This is a genomic window from Anaerocolumna sedimenticola (genome assembly GCF_009931695.1).
GTDB classification, from domain to species: Bacteria; Bacillota; Clostridia; order Lachnospirales; family Lachnospiraceae; genus Anaerocolumna; species Anaerocolumna sedimenticola.
Map to the genome: position 1 here is coordinate 4,172,501 of NZ_CP048000.1, position 15,969 is coordinate 4,188,469.

The window sequence follows — 15,969 nt, forward strand, 5'->3', positions numbered from 1 at the left end:
TGGAATATTATTTTTACTAAAAAATTTCAAATCAAATGTCTTGTTTTTATCAATGCTCATAACACCTCCTATAATAGTGCCTTTAAAGAAATAACAAATAGATTGAGCAACATCTCCATTAGGATATTTGGTAAAATATTTTGAATATACTCCGATTAAATGCTCTACTTTAATATCAAGTCCTGTCTCTTCTTTAAGTTCTCTAATAGCAGTTTCTTCTATAGATTCACCAACCTCAACCGCTCCGCCTGGAAGACCCCAAACATCTTCTGCATCACTTCTTTTTTGAAATAATATTTCTCCTTTTTCATTAGTAATAATTGCCCCGGAGAAATTTAAAATTATTGCATCGTGTCCTACCTTACTTCTTATCCATTTAATATAATCACTCATTATACTCCTCCTAACCTTCGATGCGATTATTTACATTAATGTAATGAAATATAGTATATCAACGTTTTAATTATAATATCAAATACCATATTATGTAAATATCTAAACTGACAGTGATTCTTTGTTCAAAATCATCAAATATTGGTGGTGAAATGGATTTTAATAGAATAAAAACTATATGCAGAGGAGACACTAAATTTATTAATATAATTTAATTTTATACTTTTTATTTTTATTTCACTAATTCTTCACAAAGTAAACACATTTTATTTCTAGAATTAAAAGTGGATAGTGAATGAAAAACACTTTCTACTCCCACCCTATTATACGCATGGTTCTAAATTAAATTTAGTTACCAAAAAGAAGAAGCCAGATGTCGTTACTGGCTTCTTCTTTTATTTCCGCGAAAGCAAAAGTGAGAATTAGCAAGCTTGCTTGCAATAATTCGAACGCGCACGCGAACCGGAAGAAACTCGCAAAGCGTGTTTCTTCCGGTTTCCGCGAAAGCAAAAGTGAGAATAGCAAGCTTGCTTGCAATAATTCGAACGCGCACGTGAACCGTAGAAACTCGCAAAGCGTGTTTCTTGCAGTTTACAAAATCTTTTAAAGATTCAATCAGATCGTTATAAAGATACCTATGATAAGTATCGTTTTTATCCTTTTACTTGATGTATGTATCTAATGCAAAACTAATAATCAGAGCCCGGTTTATTTTTTTTAATACGTCTTGATCTAGATGACATACTTTTTCTTTTAATCTTGATTTATCTATTGTCCTTACTTGTTCCAGTAATATAACAGAATCTTTTATTATACCATATTTATCTGCATCAATTTCTACATGGGTAGGAAGTTTCGCCTTATTCATTTTAGATGTAATAGCAGCACATATAACAGTTGGACTATGTTTATTTCCTGTATCATTTTGAATAATCAGAACAGGTCTGACTCCTCCCTGTTCAGATCCAATAACCGGTCTTAGATCTGCATAAAATATATCGCCTCTTTTAATTATCACTTTTATCACACTCCATTTTATGGCTTTAGTCTTATTATTTCCCAATTTTGACTTGTGTATTCCATAAAATGTTTTCTTTTATGTGATGAATCGCAATATTTTAGTAATTCTTTGTATAATCTCTGAGTAATTCGTAGGATTTCCAATTATTCAGCATAAAAAACCCAAAAACACTCACAATAAACGTCTTAAAAGAATTAAATATTTTTACATATTTGCGGTGCATAAACCCATTAATGAGTTGCATAAATACATTGTATCATTAACTCCAGGAATATGTTTTCGTCAAAACCGCAGTGATTAAATTATTACAATTTTATTCTTTAACCTCAATTATCTTACCCTTTTGAAAATAAATACGCGGAATTCTTTTCCCAACATTACAAATAAACTCATAATTAAAGGAAAATGCCATAGCTGCCAGTTCTTCAACCGTAATAGTTCGCTCCCCGTCTTTACCAAGCAAAGTTACCGTATCACCTTGTTTTACATTATCGATATCAGAAACATCAACCATAAATTGATCCATACATACTCTTCCAATGATAGGAGCATATTTACCATGAATTATAACTCTGCCTTTTGATGATAAAAGTCTTGGATAACCATCACCATAACCAACAGGTATGGTAGCAATTCTCGTCTTCTTAGTTGTAACATATGTACTGCCATAGCTTACACCAACTCCAACGTCTACCTCTTTAACATAACTAACATGCGTCTTTATTTCCATGGCTGGTTTTAAGGTAATTTTAGTCTTATCAACTTCTTCGGAAGGATATAAGCCATAAGTAGAAATTCCGCTGCGAACCATATCCAGCTGCGCTTCCGGTAAATCTATAATTCCGGCACTGTTTGCTATATGCTTAATGGGTATTGTGATTCCTTCTGCTTCCAGTTGTTTTACAAAAGAAAGATATCTCTTTAACTGATTTTTAGATGATGTTTTATCCGTTTCATCAGCACAAGCAAAGTGTGAAAAAATACCCTCAATCTTTATCCCTTTTAGTGATGCGATTTTCTTAATTTCATTAATACTCTCTATTTTATCGCTAAATCCAATCCTGCTCATCCCTGTATCCAGTTTAATATGGATATTCGCTGTTTTGTTCTGTTTTAATGCTTCTTTTGACAGTTCCTCCGCCGCACAGTACTGGAAAATAGCTGGAGTAATATCATACTTTACCAGCTCTTTAAACTGTTCTCTGGGGGTGTATCCAAGAATTAACAGCGGCTTTTTAATTCCTGCTTTTCTTAATTCGATTCCTTCTTCTAAAATAGCAATTCCATATGCATCAACACCGATTTGATCTAACGCCTTTGCTATTGGTACTGCACCGTGTCCATAACCGTCAGCTTTTATTATTGCCATAATTTTAGTGGTGTTATTTATTAATTTCCTTGTATTTAATATATTTTCGCAAATAGCATCAAGGTCAATACCGGCAGTTACCCTAAAATATCGTTCTTCTGCTTTTTCAATCGAAGATAAGTCTGTGAAACCTGTTGTCATATGTTCCTCCAATCTATACCAGGGTATCCTCATATGCCCATATATTTAATCATTATTATTTAATACTTGTGCCAATGCATCAATTATATCACTGGCAATCAAGCAATAACTTCCTTTTAATTCACGGGCTTTATCACCAGCCAGGCCATGTGTATAAACTCCCAGCTTAGCAGCTTCTTTTGCTTCTAATCCCTGTGCGATAAAAGCTGCGATAATACCCGTTAAAACATCCCCTGAACCTCCGGTTGACATTCCATTATTTCCCGATATATTAATATATCTTTCTTTTTTATTGGCAACGATGGTTCTGGCATCTTTTAATACAGTTATTAAATCATTTTTACAGGTACATATATCTGCAATACCTAAAAGATTATTTATAATTGTATCTAACGGCATATCCAATAAAACGGATAATTCTTTCAAATGAGGGGTTAGAATTGTTTGTTTCGGTAAAATAGATACTATGTTTTCTATTCTGCTGTTATCATTATGCATCGAATTAACTTTTTCAGATAATAAATTAATTCCGTCAGCATCTAATATTACCGGTACTTTTGCATGTTCTAAAACCAAATCCAGTAATCTTCCCGATGTATTACTCATACCAATTCCCGGTCCAATTACTATTACTTTTGCCCATTCGATTTCTTTAAGGATTTGTTCCTCCGTACAATCATCCCAGTTATCAGATTTATAAGTATAAAGTAATGCTTCCGGTAATTGTGACTGAATAATAATCCTGTTTTCTTCTGCAGTCATCACCTTTACTAAACCGGAACCTGCACGGTAAGCCGCTTTTGCTGAAAAATAACATGCTCCGCTGATATTAACAGAACCTGCGATAACTAATACTTTTCCAAATGTTCCTTTATTGGAATAGTTTAACCTTTTCGGTAATTTATTTAAGTCATTCGTATCATAACTAAAATATGGTGAATTAACCTGGTTCACTGCAATCTCCGGGAATCCAATCTCTTCCACTATAACATTACCGGCATATTCACAACCCGGATATAATATAAGACCGATTTTATTTAACCCGAAAGTTATTGTATAATCCGCTTTTATGGCAATGTCCATAGGTTTTGCAGTATCTGCAGACAGACCTGAGGGTATATCAACGGAATATACCGTATGACTGCCGGCATTAATTTCTTCGATGATTTCTTTATAAATACCGGATATATTCCTGCTAAGTCCGATTCCAAAGATTGCATCTATTATAATAGTATATTCAGTGATAGCTATATTGTTATATATAGAAATACCTAAATTTCTGGCGATTAATAATTGTTGTTTTAACAAAGGAGATGCCTTATCTTCATCGCCAACCAGCAATATAGCAACCGTATAACTTTGAAGATATAATATACGAGCGGCTGCTACTCCATCCGCACCATTATTACCAATACCGCATACTGCAAGTATTTTTTCTTTTGTTACACCATGCTTTTTCATTTCATCTATAACGGATAAAGCAGCACGTTCCATTAATACAATCGCAGGTATACCAACTTTTTCAACCGTATAATCGTCAACTGCCTTCATCTGGGCAGAGTTAACAATCGTCTTCATATTAACACCCCTTGCATAACACATCTGCCGGCAGATGTGTTTACTGCCATATAATAAGTCCTCTGTCTTTATTATCATATTTTCAAAGAACCTCAAAGCAGTTTCTTTTTCATTCTAACTTTCTCCAACAACAAAAGCACATGCATATTTATTCGTATTTGTTATGCTGACAAAAATTTTGGCAATAGATAAAGCGTTAGAAATTTCTAAGGCGGAACCATATAAATTTACGTATGGTTTTCCTAAAGAATCTCTTAAAACCTCTATTTCGATCGGCTTGATATTATGAAAACCGGTACCAAACATTTTAGAAACCGCTTCTTTAACAGCAAAATTATCTGCAAATTTATTTTTGCAGGATGCTGCTAATTCTATTTCTTTTGGTGTAAAATACTTTTTTTGAAATAATTCTTTTTCACAGGCCTTAATTACCCTGTTAATTTCTATCATATCTGTTCCAATACCAACAATCATAAATCAGACTCCCAGAAAGTTTATGAGCATGAAATTATAAGCTATTTTTTAATTCTTCATCAAGACCCTGCAGTAATTCCGGTCCCAGCATATCATGCATATAAGAATAAATAGCCGTATTTTTCATCTCCATATCTTGCTTTTCCAAAATCTTTTCTTTTAATTCATTTCTAATTTTTGAGACCCAAAGTGCAATTTCAGCAACTTTTTTATTATTGCTGTTTAATCTTTCATAACATACTTTAGCACTTTCTACAATCAACTGCTCATTAATTGCTTTAATTTGATAAGGCAACTCAATTAATTCATCCTCCGTGCGATTCATCTTCTCACTGAGTTCTTTAATATACCGCTGATTTCTATCCAGAGTTTTCGCTTTAATTTTACCTATTTTTGAATCATTTACATCCATATGGGTTATGATTTCCTGCATAAGTTTGTTCTTTAGAGCTTTCATATCTTTCATATCACTTGCCAATTTACCCTGTTGTTTGATCAGCTCGTTCAATTTTGCTTCAATTTCTTTTATATGAGCCGGCTTGTCATAATCCGGAAATAACTCATGCCAACGTTCATCCAAAGTCAGAATTGGAATTTTCTTACCTTTAAATATTTTCTCAAAGTTTAATTCTTTCTTTTTTTTCATTAGTTTCACTTCCTTCACCAAAGTGATTGTAAGCTTTAAGTTAAAGTATGGATCAGGGTATATTAATTTTTATCAGATTCATCATTATTTTCTTCCAGTGCTTTTAAATTATATGATAAACGCATAAGACTTTCCGCCAGATGGACATTTTCAACCATGACATCACCCGGTAAGTTTAGATCTGTAGGCGCAAAATTCCAGATTGCTTTTATCCCCATACGGACTAAATCCTTAGCAATTGCCGGTGCTTTTAATTTGGGAATGGTTAAAGCGGCAATATGCACCGTATTGTTTTTCATAAAATCCTCCAGTTCATCAATCATACGGATTTCAGTACCTCTGATGGAAATTCCCTCTAATCTTGGATTGACATCAAAAATTCCCCTGATATAAAATCCACGTCTTTCAAAATCCGTATAATTAGCCAGTGCCTGACCCAAGTTACCGGCACCGATTATAATTAAATTATAACATTTATCCAAACCTAAAATTTTACCAATCTCTGTATATAAATATTCAACATTATAGCCGTAGCCCTGTTGTCCAAAACCACCAAAATTGTTAAGATCCTGCCTGATTTGCGAAGCCGTTACTTTCATTCTTTCACTTAGTTCTTTCGAGGAGATACGAACTACATCATTCTCAAGTAATTCCCCCAAATACCTGTAATATCTCGGTAATCTTTGTATTACAGCTAATGATATTTCCTTTTCGTGCACGAATATTCCTCCTTTACTGATTTAACTTCATAAAAACCCATTTAAATTAATTATATGTGATTGATATAAAATTGTCAAATATAGTTTGCCACCCTGCTTATTTGCTTTGTTACAGTTCAAACAATCTGTAACTTTGCTTTCTTGGTTTCTTTCCCATTTACTTGACATTTTTACCGTATTACAATATGATTTTATAGGAATGTTTAATAACCTATACTATAATTACTATAATGCTCTCAAAAAATTAACGGAGAATACAATATGATTTTAGCATGTAAAAATATAAGTAAAAGTTTCGGTACGGATCAAATTTTAAATAATGTTTCTTTCCATGTTAATGACAGGGAAAAGGCTGCTATCGTGGGGGTAAACGGTGCAGGAAAGTCTACCCTTTTTAAAATAATCATGGGTGAATTATCTGCGGATGAAGGCGAAATTATTTTCTCAAAAGGCAGTACGGTGGGTTATCTGTCACAACATCAGGAACTGTCTTCCGATAATTCCATATACGATGAAATTCTAACAGTTAAAAAAGACATAATTGAGTTGGATAACACCATTCACCAATTAGAATCGGAAATGAAAAACGCTTCCGGTAATGAATTGGAACGGTTACTGGCTGGCTATACCAGATTGACCCATGAATTCGAATTAAAGAACGGTTATGCATATAAAAGCGAAGTAGTCGGTGTTTTAAAAGGTCTTGGATTTACCGAAGAGGAGTTTGGTAAACCTGTAACTGCTCTGTCCGGAGGTCAGAAGACCCGGGTAGCCTTAGGTAAATTACTGCTAAGTACACCGGATTTAATCCTGTTAGACGAACCGACTAACCATCTGGATATGGAATCCATAGCCTGGCTGGAAACATTTTTATTGAACTATAAAGGTGCTGTTGTTGTAATTGCCCATGATCGTTATTTTCTAGATAGAGTTGTTACCAAAGTAATTGAAATTGAAAATACCAAAGCAACATCCTATGATGGAAACTACTCTGCTTTTGCTGAGAAAAAAGCGTTCTTAAGAGATGCTATGTTAAAACACTATTTAAATCAGCAGAAAGAAATCAAACATCAGGAAGAGGTAATTGCCAAACTCCGCTCCTTTAATCGTGAAAAATCTATTAAACGTGCGGAAAGCCGTGAAAAAATGCTGGACAAAATTGAACGGATCGATAAGCCGATAACTCAGGAGTCTCACATGTCTATTCGTCTCGAACCCCATGTAACAAGTGGAAATGATGTACTTAGTATTATCGGCTTAAGTAAGTCATTTGATTCCCTTAATTTGTTTAAACAAATTAATTTTGAAATAAAACGTGGTGAAAGAGTCGCAATCATCGGTAATAATGGTACCGGAAAAACAACGATCTTAAAGATAATAAATCAACTGATACCGGCAGATGAAGGTGAAATCAAATTAGGAGCAAAAGTCAAAATCGGGTATTATGATCAGGAACACCAGGTCTTAAATCAGGACAAAACTTTATTTGATGAATTACAGGATACTTACCCCGATATGGATAATACTGAAATCCGTAATGTATTGGCTGCATTTCTTTTTACAAATGATGATGTGTTTAAGCGAATAAAAGATATCAGCGGCGGTGAGCGAGGCAGGGTATCCCTTGCAAAACTTATGCTTTCGGAAGCTAATTTTTTGATTTTGGATGAACCTACCAACCATTTGGATATTACATCCAAAGAAATATTGGAAAATGCCATAAATAATTATACCGGAACTGTCCTGTATGTTTCCCATGACCGTTATTTTATCAATAAAACAGCAACGAGAATTTTAGATTTAACCGGCTGTAATTTAATTAATTATATCGGAAACTATGATTATTATCTGGAGAAAAAACCGGAAATGGAACGTATTAAATTAGCGGAAGCTGCCAGTTCACCCTTTTCTTCCGCTGCTGCTTCATTAAATACGCCAGATGTTCAGAATTCCGAAAGTAAATTAGACTGGAAACAACAGAAAGAAGAACAGGCTAAACTAAGAAAACGCCAAAATGATTTGAAAAAAACCGAAGACGAAATCAATAAACTTGAAACAAGAAATGAAGAGATAGACGCACTTCTAACCCGGGAAGAGATATTTACCAACGTTTCAAAATTACTGGAATTAAATAATGAAAAGAAAGATATTGAAAAACGTCTGGAAGAATTATTGATTTTATGGGAAGAATTAGCGGAATAAAATTAAATATTCACTTTACTTTCGTAAAAGAACAAAGTGTCAGCGTGCTGACACTTTCGCGCCCGAGCGGATTGCGTAGCAATATATTTCCTTTCCGCGAGGTATGCTTCCTGCCCAGGGGCTTTTTTATCGTATAGGACGTAATTTCCTATACGATAAAAAAGGTTATAGCACATCGGATTAAAATCCGGTATGTAATAACCTTTTTTATATAAGCCCCTGCGTTAAGATAGAAGCCCTTGTTGCTATTGAATTGAACTTATAATGATAACAATTTTTTATATTTATGTATGTCAGGTCTTATAATCCCTGTTCACTAATATTCTTAATCGTATTCATAATATGTTCGTGTGCTAAAAATTCAGCTTTTTCACCATCTCTTTGGCGTATTGCATCTAATATAGCAGTATGTTCTTTATTGGAATTAGCAGCCCTGTTATCGGAGGATAATGTAATTTTACGTATCCTCTGAACGTAATGATGAAAATCTGACAGAACATGATTTAATATTTTACTGTCAGATGCATCATAAATTAACTGGTGAAACTTATTATCCAATTCAACTATCTGTTCATGATGTTCTTTCTTTGCATGAAATTCTGACAAATAAACTACTTCCTCTAATTCATCTATTTGTTCCTGTGTTATATGCTCACAAGCCCATCTTGCACATAAGCCTTCCAGATAAGAACGAATAATATAAATGTCATGAATATCTTTTTCAGATATACCATTTACATAGGCGCCCTTGTTCGGAATAATATTAACCAACCCCTCAAGTTCAAGCTGTCTAAGGGCTTCTCTAACAGGTGTTCGGCTAACACCAAGTTCCGAACCGATAGATGTCTCTTTTAATTCTTCATTCTGACTATATTTACCGGATAAAATATCCTCACGTATTTTATTGAATACACGGCCACGGAGAGAATACTTATCCGTTACTTCCTTATGAACATCTTTATCGTCCACAAAAAAACCTCCTATAGTTTTTCAATCGTACTCATGAGATAATCTGCAAATTCTGCACTGGTAGCGCCTGTGTTTCTTCCTGTGATAACCAGTTTTTTCTCTGTAATTGTACAGATATCGAGAGCTTTATATAACTTCTCAGATTCTGCAGTATATCCAATATGTGCAAGAAGCATAGCACCTGCACGAATAACACTGCATGGATCTGCATAAATATCTCTTCCTTCATCCACCATACGCGGTGCCGATCCATGAATTGCTTCAAACATAGCATATCTCTTGCCAATATTGGCACTTCCTGCTGTACCTACACCACCCTGGAACTCTGCCGCTTCATCTGTTAAAATATCACCGTATAAATTAGGTAATACCAGTACCTGGAAGTCTTTTCTTCTCTTCTCGTCTACTAATTTTGCTGTCATAATATCAATGTACCAGTCATCGGCAGTAATATCCGGGTATTCTTTCGCGATTTCCCTGAACATATCTAAGAATTTACCGTCAGTTGTCTTTATGATATTCGCTTTTGTAACAGCAGTTACTCTGGTTTTACCATTAGTTTTTGCAAAATCAAAAGCAGCCCTGATAATTCTTTCCGTTCCTTGTGAGGTTACCACTGTAAAATCAACACCAAGATCTTCTGTCACATGAAAACCTTTACTTCCTACAGCATAAGCACCTTCCGTATTTTCTCTGTAGAAAGTCCAATCGATTCCCTGTTCAGGTATTCTAACCGGTCTGACATTGGCAAACAAATCAAGTTCTTTTCTCATTGCAACGTTTGCACTTTCCACATTTGGCCATGGATCACCTTTTCTTGGAGTAGTTGTGGGTCCTTTCAAAATTACATGACATTCTTTTAATTCTTCTAATACGGCAGGAGGTATTGCAGCATCTTCCGCTGCTCTGCGTTCAATTGTTAAACCGTCTATTACTTTAAATTGGATTTTGCCTGATTTAATATCATCAGCTAATAAGTACTCCAAAACTCTTTGAGCCTGTGATGTAATTGCAGGTCCAATACCGTCTCCGCCGCAAACACCGATTACTATTTTAGATAACTCTTTATAGTTTATGAAATTACCTTGCTGTTTCATTATTTCTACGCGTTTTAGCTGTTCCTCCAGTAATTTACCGAATTGTTCCTTTGCTGCTTGTATATAATCAGTCATTTTTATCCTCCATAGTTATTATATTTTGCCAACTATATATCAGTTTATTTCATTTTTCTCCGCTTGTCAAACAGATACATATTTTTTGTAAAAATTCTTCTTTAATTAATATGATTTAAAGATTTTCTTTTACTTCTTTAATTACTGCAATTAATTCTTCATCTGTAATAACAGTAACACGGCCGCCTTCATATTCTTTATCTACCCACTCTTTTACTTTCATAACAACAGGGTCGTTTTTATCTACTGCGTCTTTACCCTTTAACTTAAAATAGGTATTCATCCAGTGAGCGATACCAGCTAAACCGGAAGTATTGGAAACAGATACTAAAACCGGTCTGTTTAAAAACTTTTCCGTATCAAATATATTATAGATTTCTTCATTTTTCAATAAACCGTCTGCATGGATTCCTGCACGGGTAACGTTAAAGTTCTTTCCTACAAAAGGTGTTCTATGGGGAATTTTATATCCAAGCTCCTTGGTAAAATAATCGGCAATTTCTGTTATTACTGTTGTATCCATACCATCTAATGTACCTTTTAATTGGGCATATTCAAATACCATTGCTTCAAGAGGTGTATTCCCTGTTCTCTCACCGATTCCGAAAAGGGAACAATTTACACCACAGGCACCATATAACCATGCAGTAGTAGAGTTGGTAACAGCTTTATAGAAATCATTATGTCCATGCCATTCTAACATATTAGACGGAACTCCGCCATGGGTCAAAAGACCATATATAATTCCCTGTACGGAACGTGGGATTACGGCACCGGAGAAGTTGACACCATATCCCATAGTGTCACATGCCCTGATCTTAACCGGAATACCATATTGTTCTCCAAGCTTCATTAATTCCAGACAAAACGGGATTACAAACCCATGTATATCGGATCTTGTTATATCTTCCAAATGGCAGCGAGGAGCAACACCTGTCTCCAGGCACTCACGTACTACACTCAGATAATGGTTCATTACTTCTTTTCTTGTCATTTTCATTTTATAGAAAATATGATAATCGGAACAACTTACTAAAATTCCGGTTTCTTTCATACCGATTTCTTTTACTAATTCAAAATCTTTTTTACTTGCACGGATCCAGGAGGTTACTTCCGGAAATTTATATCCTCTTTCCATACATCTATATACCGCATCTCTGTCCTTTTTGCTATAAAGGAAAAATTCACTTTGTCTTATGATGCCTTTCGGGCCGCCCAATCTATGTAAATAATCGTATATTGTAACTATTTGTTCCGTAGTATAAGGCGCTCTGGACTGCTGTCCGTCACGAAAAGTAGTATCTGTGATCCATATTTCTTCGGGGAAATTATGCGGTACGATTCTATCATTAAAGGCTATCTTGGGAATCTCATCATAAGGAAATAAGTTCCGAAATACGTTAGGCTTCTCTACATCAACTAATGGATATAAATGTTCTTCCAATTGAAGTAAATTGTTGTGTGGATTCATAAATACTTTCCTGTTTTCCATGTTATACGTCTCCTTACCACTTTAAGATTTACAATATATAAGAATATATATATTCTTACGATATTATTTTAACACCAACTCCCAAATGCATGCCTCATCCGCTTGCAGGTACGGCACTGCTTTACATAAGAAATTCGTTTTAAGAATTCATTGTTTCATCAGGGAGTGAATTGTTATTTATTTCACTCTATTAATTCTGTTTTATTGTATACAATTATACCGTCATTGTCAAGTACAATTTTTACGATGTAATTAATTATCATGTTATCACATTAAAGTGTTAAACTTTTCAGTTTATTGATATAATTAACTTTATTTTTTTATAGGTCTGTTATATAATTAAATGAAAGAAATCCAGTATAAAACAATACTTTTTATAAAAAAATAAGCGAGGTAAAACTATGCCAAAAAAGAAACTTGTAGTTGCATTAGGAAGAAGTGCTTTCGGTGATACTTTTCCCGAACAGCAGAAAGCAGTTAAAATAGCAGCGAAAGCGATTGTTGATTTAGTAGAAGAAAATTTTGATATTGTTATTACACATAGCAATGGCCCTCAGGTTGGTATGTTCCATACGGCAATGACCGAATTCAGCCGTCTTGATTCAAAATATACGGTTGCTCCAATGTCTGTCTGCAGTGCTTTGAGTCAAGGATATATTGGTTATGATTTACAAAACATTATCCGTACCGAATTATTAAACCGAGGTATTTTCAAACCGATTTCTACACTGATTACGCAGGTTAAAGTAGATCCTTTTGATAAAGCTTTCAGTAATCCAACCAAAATTATTGGCCGGTATATGTCATCTGAAGAAGCTGAATTGGAAAAAAAGAAAGGCAATTATGTAATATATGAAGAAGGTAAAGGATACCGCAGAATTATTGCTTCTCCAAAACCTAAGGATATCTATGAAATAGATGCAATCAAAGCACTATTGGATTCCAATCAGATTGTTATTGCCGGAGGCGGCGGTGGAATTCCGGTGCTGGAACAGGGAACTACATTAAAAGGAGCCAGTGCGGTAATTGAAAAAGACTATACCAGTGAATTATTAGCCGAATTAGTTCAGGCTGATATTCTGCTATTCTTAACAGGCGTAGAGAAAGTCGCAATACATTACGGTACGAAAGAAGAACAACCTTTGGATTTTATTACTGTCAACGAAGCAAAGGAATATATCAGTGACGGTTATTTTGATGCGGTTTCCATGCTTCCTAAAGTTGAAGCTTCCATACAATTTATCTCTTCTGCTCCAAACAGACAAGCAATAATAACACATATTGAAAAAGCGAAAGACGCGATTCACGGCAAGACCGGCACCAGCATAATTATCTAAGACAAAAAAACCGATTTGGTAAATTCCAAATCGGTTTTTTTATTTCCGCGAAAGCAAAGTGAGAATTAGCAAGCTTGCTTGCAATAATTCGAACGCGCACACGAATCGAAGAAACTCATAAAGCGTGTTTCTTCCGGTTTTAAACATCATAATTTATAATTCCAGTGGGGAAATAAATTGCTGAGTCCTAAACTGCATAATTACTTAAATCTTCCTGGAAATTTTTAATCATGGCTTCAAAGACTGAAATCTGTCTGGTTAATTCGTTAATCTGCTCAACGTATACTGTTACATTGGAATTAGCTTCCTGCGTGGAGGCTGAATTTTCTTCTGCAATGGCAGCCAGATTCTGAATACCATCAAATAAATGGGATATATTATCTGCTTCCAATTTAAGATCCTGAGAATTCTGAATCATTAAGTCTGAAACCACTTTTAACCGTTGATTCGTTTGACTGGAGGAATAAACTGCTTCGGTAAGTTTCCTGTTTTCCAGTTTTAATACATCATATTGTACATCAATATCCTCTACAACTACATTAATACTGGAAACAAAATTTGTTAAACTCTCATTAATCTGATTAACTGCATTATTAGTTTCTTCGGATAGTTTTCTGACTTCTTCAGCGACTACGGTGAAACCTTTACCGGCTTCTCCTGCTCTCGCAGCTTCAATGGAAGCATTTAATGCAAGCAGATTAATCTGTTTTGCTATAGCGGCTACGATTAATACGATCTGAGTTATGTCATCAGCATTTACTTTCAGTTCATTGCTGCGCTCTCGAATATTACTGAATTTATCAAGAACGGCTGTGATTTGGGAAGCTGTTGATTGTACATTATGGAAGCTGTCTTCAATTCCCACAACCGCTTCTTCAATCTGCGTTTTATTTTTCTGTCCGTCGTCAGATATTTCTGATACGTTATGTATACTTCCATCGAGTACCGTAATAGCTTTACTTGTGTCTTCGGCCTGTGTCGTGGCTGCAACCGCTACCTGATCAAGTACTGTCGTAATATCATTGGAAGTATTCTGCATGGTATTTGCTATTTCTTCCACCGATATATTAAAAGTATATAACTCATCTACAATTGCGTTGAATCCAATAAAATCCTTTTGAACATTCCTCTTTATTTCATTTATGCTATTCATAATAGCTTCATATTCATCCTTGGACTTAAGTGTAACTGATTCAACAAAATTACGCTGGCTTAGTTTATCAAGTTCTGTCTTGATTAATTTCTGGGGACGATGAAACAGCACTGAAGTGAGCAGGGATACAATCAGGGTTACACCGCCGATAACACATGAATTTAGAATTCCTGCAGACAGGGCAAAGGATAATAAAGTTAGTACTATAGTATTTAATATGGCTGTTTTAACCGCCGTATTCTTAAATATACCAAAAGAAAATAATTGATTTATGCGGTACTTTTTAGTGTATTGAATTTCTTTTTCAAAAGTAAGGGATAATTGGGTTTCATTTTCTTTCTGATTCTTAACCTCAACTTTTATTTCTTCTTTAAAATAATCAGCAACACCGCTTATTAATCCGGTAAGGTAATCTACCATACCTCTCTTGGAACGATAGGTAAAGAGAATTTCATGGGATGAAACCGGCACCACATCCAATACCGGCGGCACCGCACCTTTAAAGCGTTTCATTACAATAATATGTACATCATTCATAGATTTTAAAAATTGATAAGCGGATTCATGACGGAAAAATCCCGGGTAAGACTTACTGAACGTTTTAATATTCTCTTCACCCATAGTAAACCAAATTTCCTGATGGCTTTTCCCAACTGCATTACCAATATGATCCACTATACCCCAAGCTATCCTATCTTCTACATCTTCTAAAGGTGTAAATATATGATCATTGGATAAATTATAGGCCTGCATCGCATTATTCACTATGGTATCTCCAAATAATTTCCTGCAGGATTCAACCCAAGTTGATACAACTGTACCTTTCATATTTCTTTCTCCTTTGTAATATATTTTTTGCAGAACAGATAATTATGGCTGTAATAAAGCTTTAAAGTTATTATTATAGCGATACATTATTGTTATTATTATAAATCAATCAAGAAATAATTACAAGATATGCCAGATGAATTTTATACAACCTGTTATACAACCTAACATCCATGCATATCGCAAGCAGGCCTGTGATACTGCCAGCTTACAAGGATAAAATGTTTTTCTCACACTAGCACCCATGCTTTCCTGGCATAAATCCTGAAGAATAGCTGCTTTTGCTATTCTTCTAATGGCTCGCATTTTTTTGCGAGACGATTCACACTAGCGCAACATGACCGCTTTGGCTATTCTTCCCAAGCCTCTATCCGGGGCTTTGGGCCCGCCTGTACTTTGCGAGACGATTCACACTATTAAGTATCAGAAATAAATGTCAGGCATAATATAACTATTATGATTAAGGATGGTGCTA

General features: G+C 34.8%; 13 protein-coding genes (1 of these 13 running past the window's edge). 2 read left to right on the forward strand and 11 right to left on the reverse strand.

The genetic code is table 11. The features are described 5' to 3' along the window. From Ana3638_RS18515 to Ana3638_RS18545, 7 genes are all read right to left on the reverse strand, one after another. Positions 1-393: the 5' portion of an NUDIX hydrolase gene (locus Ana3638_RS18515; protein WP_161839356.1), read on the reverse strand. It extends 72 nt beyond the left edge of the window; only the first 393 of its 465 coding nucleotides appear in the window; its start codon is at positions 391-393; the stop codon falls past the left edge of the window. Positions 394-1,054: 661 nt separating this feature from the next. Next, on the reverse strand, positions 1,055-1,411 hold the full coding sequence (locus tag Ana3638_RS18520; RefSeq protein WP_161839357.1) for a type II toxin-antitoxin system PemK/MazF family toxin: 357 nt from the start codon (positions 1,409-1,411) through the stop codon (positions 1,055-1,057). 316 nt (positions 1,412-1,727) lie between these two features. Next, positions 1,728-2,924, reverse strand: a complete 1,197-nt coding sequence (gene alr, locus Ana3638_RS18525) for an alanine racemase (RefSeq protein WP_161839358.1) — start codon at positions 2,922-2,924, stop codon at positions 1,728-1,730. A 45-nt stretch (positions 2,925-2,969) separates the two neighbouring features. After that, the gene (locus tag Ana3638_RS18530) at positions 2,970-4,502 is read right to left on the reverse strand and encodes an NAD(P)H-hydrate dehydratase (RefSeq protein WP_161839359.1); all 1,533 of its coding nucleotides are present in this window, start codon (positions 4,500-4,502) and stop codon (positions 2,970-2,972) included. 114 nt (positions 4,503-4,616) lie between these two features. After that, positions 4,617-4,976 carry a holo-ACP synthase gene (gene acpS / locus Ana3638_RS18535; protein ID WP_161839360.1) on the reverse strand — a complete coding sequence of 120 codons (360 nt, stop codon included), beginning with the start codon at positions 4,974-4,976 and terminating at the stop codon, positions 4,617-4,619. Positions 4,977-5,010: 34 nt separating this feature from the next. Further along, a complete protein-coding gene (locus Ana3638_RS18540; protein WP_161839361.1) occupies positions 5,011-5,622 on the reverse strand; it encodes a hypothetical protein in 612 nt (203 codons plus the stop codon). A 62-nt stretch (positions 5,623-5,684) separates the two neighbouring features. After that, positions 5,685-6,341 carry a redox-sensing transcriptional repressor Rex gene (locus tag Ana3638_RS18545; RefSeq protein ID WP_161839362.1) on the reverse strand — a complete coding sequence of 219 codons (657 nt, stop codon included), beginning with the start codon at positions 6,339-6,341 and terminating at the stop codon, positions 5,685-5,687. Between the two features lie 261 nt (positions 6,342-6,602). Between Ana3638_RS18545 and abc-f the strand changes: the two genes are divergently transcribed. Further along, the gene (gene abc-f / locus Ana3638_RS18550; RefSeq protein WP_161839363.1) at positions 6,603-8,543 is read left to right on the forward strand and encodes a ribosomal protection-like ABC-F family protein; all 1,941 of its coding nucleotides are present in this window, start codon (positions 6,603-6,605) and stop codon (positions 8,541-8,543) included. 300 nt (positions 8,544-8,843) lie between these two features. Here the strand turns inward: abc-f and Ana3638_RS18555 are convergent, their stop codons facing one another. From Ana3638_RS18555 to Ana3638_RS18565, 3 genes are all read right to left on the reverse strand, one after another. Continuing rightward, positions 8,844-9,512, reverse strand: a complete 669-nt coding sequence (locus Ana3638_RS18555; protein ID WP_161839364.1) for a GntR family transcriptional regulator — start codon at positions 9,510-9,512, stop codon at positions 8,844-8,846. A gap of 11 nt (positions 9,513-9,523) precedes the next feature. Next, positions 9,524-10,684 carry an isocitrate/isopropylmalate family dehydrogenase gene (locus Ana3638_RS18560; protein WP_161839365.1) on the reverse strand — a complete coding sequence of 387 codons (1,161 nt, stop codon included), beginning with the start codon at positions 10,682-10,684 and terminating at the stop codon, positions 9,524-9,526. Between the two features lie 115 nt (positions 10,685-10,799). Further along, positions 10,800-12,176, reverse strand: a complete 1,377-nt coding sequence (locus Ana3638_RS18565; protein WP_161839366.1) for a beta/alpha barrel domain-containing protein — start codon at positions 12,174-12,176, stop codon at positions 10,800-10,802. Between the two features lie 401 nt (positions 12,177-12,577). Between Ana3638_RS18565 and arcC the strand changes: the two genes are divergently transcribed. Continuing rightward, a complete protein-coding gene (arcC, locus tag Ana3638_RS18570; protein ID WP_161839367.1) occupies positions 12,578-13,513 on the forward strand; it encodes a carbamate kinase in 936 nt (311 codons plus the stop codon). A 187-nt stretch (positions 13,514-13,700) separates the two neighbouring features. Here arcC and Ana3638_RS18575 read toward each other — a convergent pair whose 3' ends face one another. After that, positions 13,701-15,494, reverse strand: coding sequence for a methyl-accepting chemotaxis protein (locus tag Ana3638_RS18575; RefSeq protein WP_161839368.1), 1,794 nt, complete (start codon positions 15,492-15,494; stop codon positions 13,701-13,703). Positions 15,495-15,969: the final 475 nt, after the last annotated feature.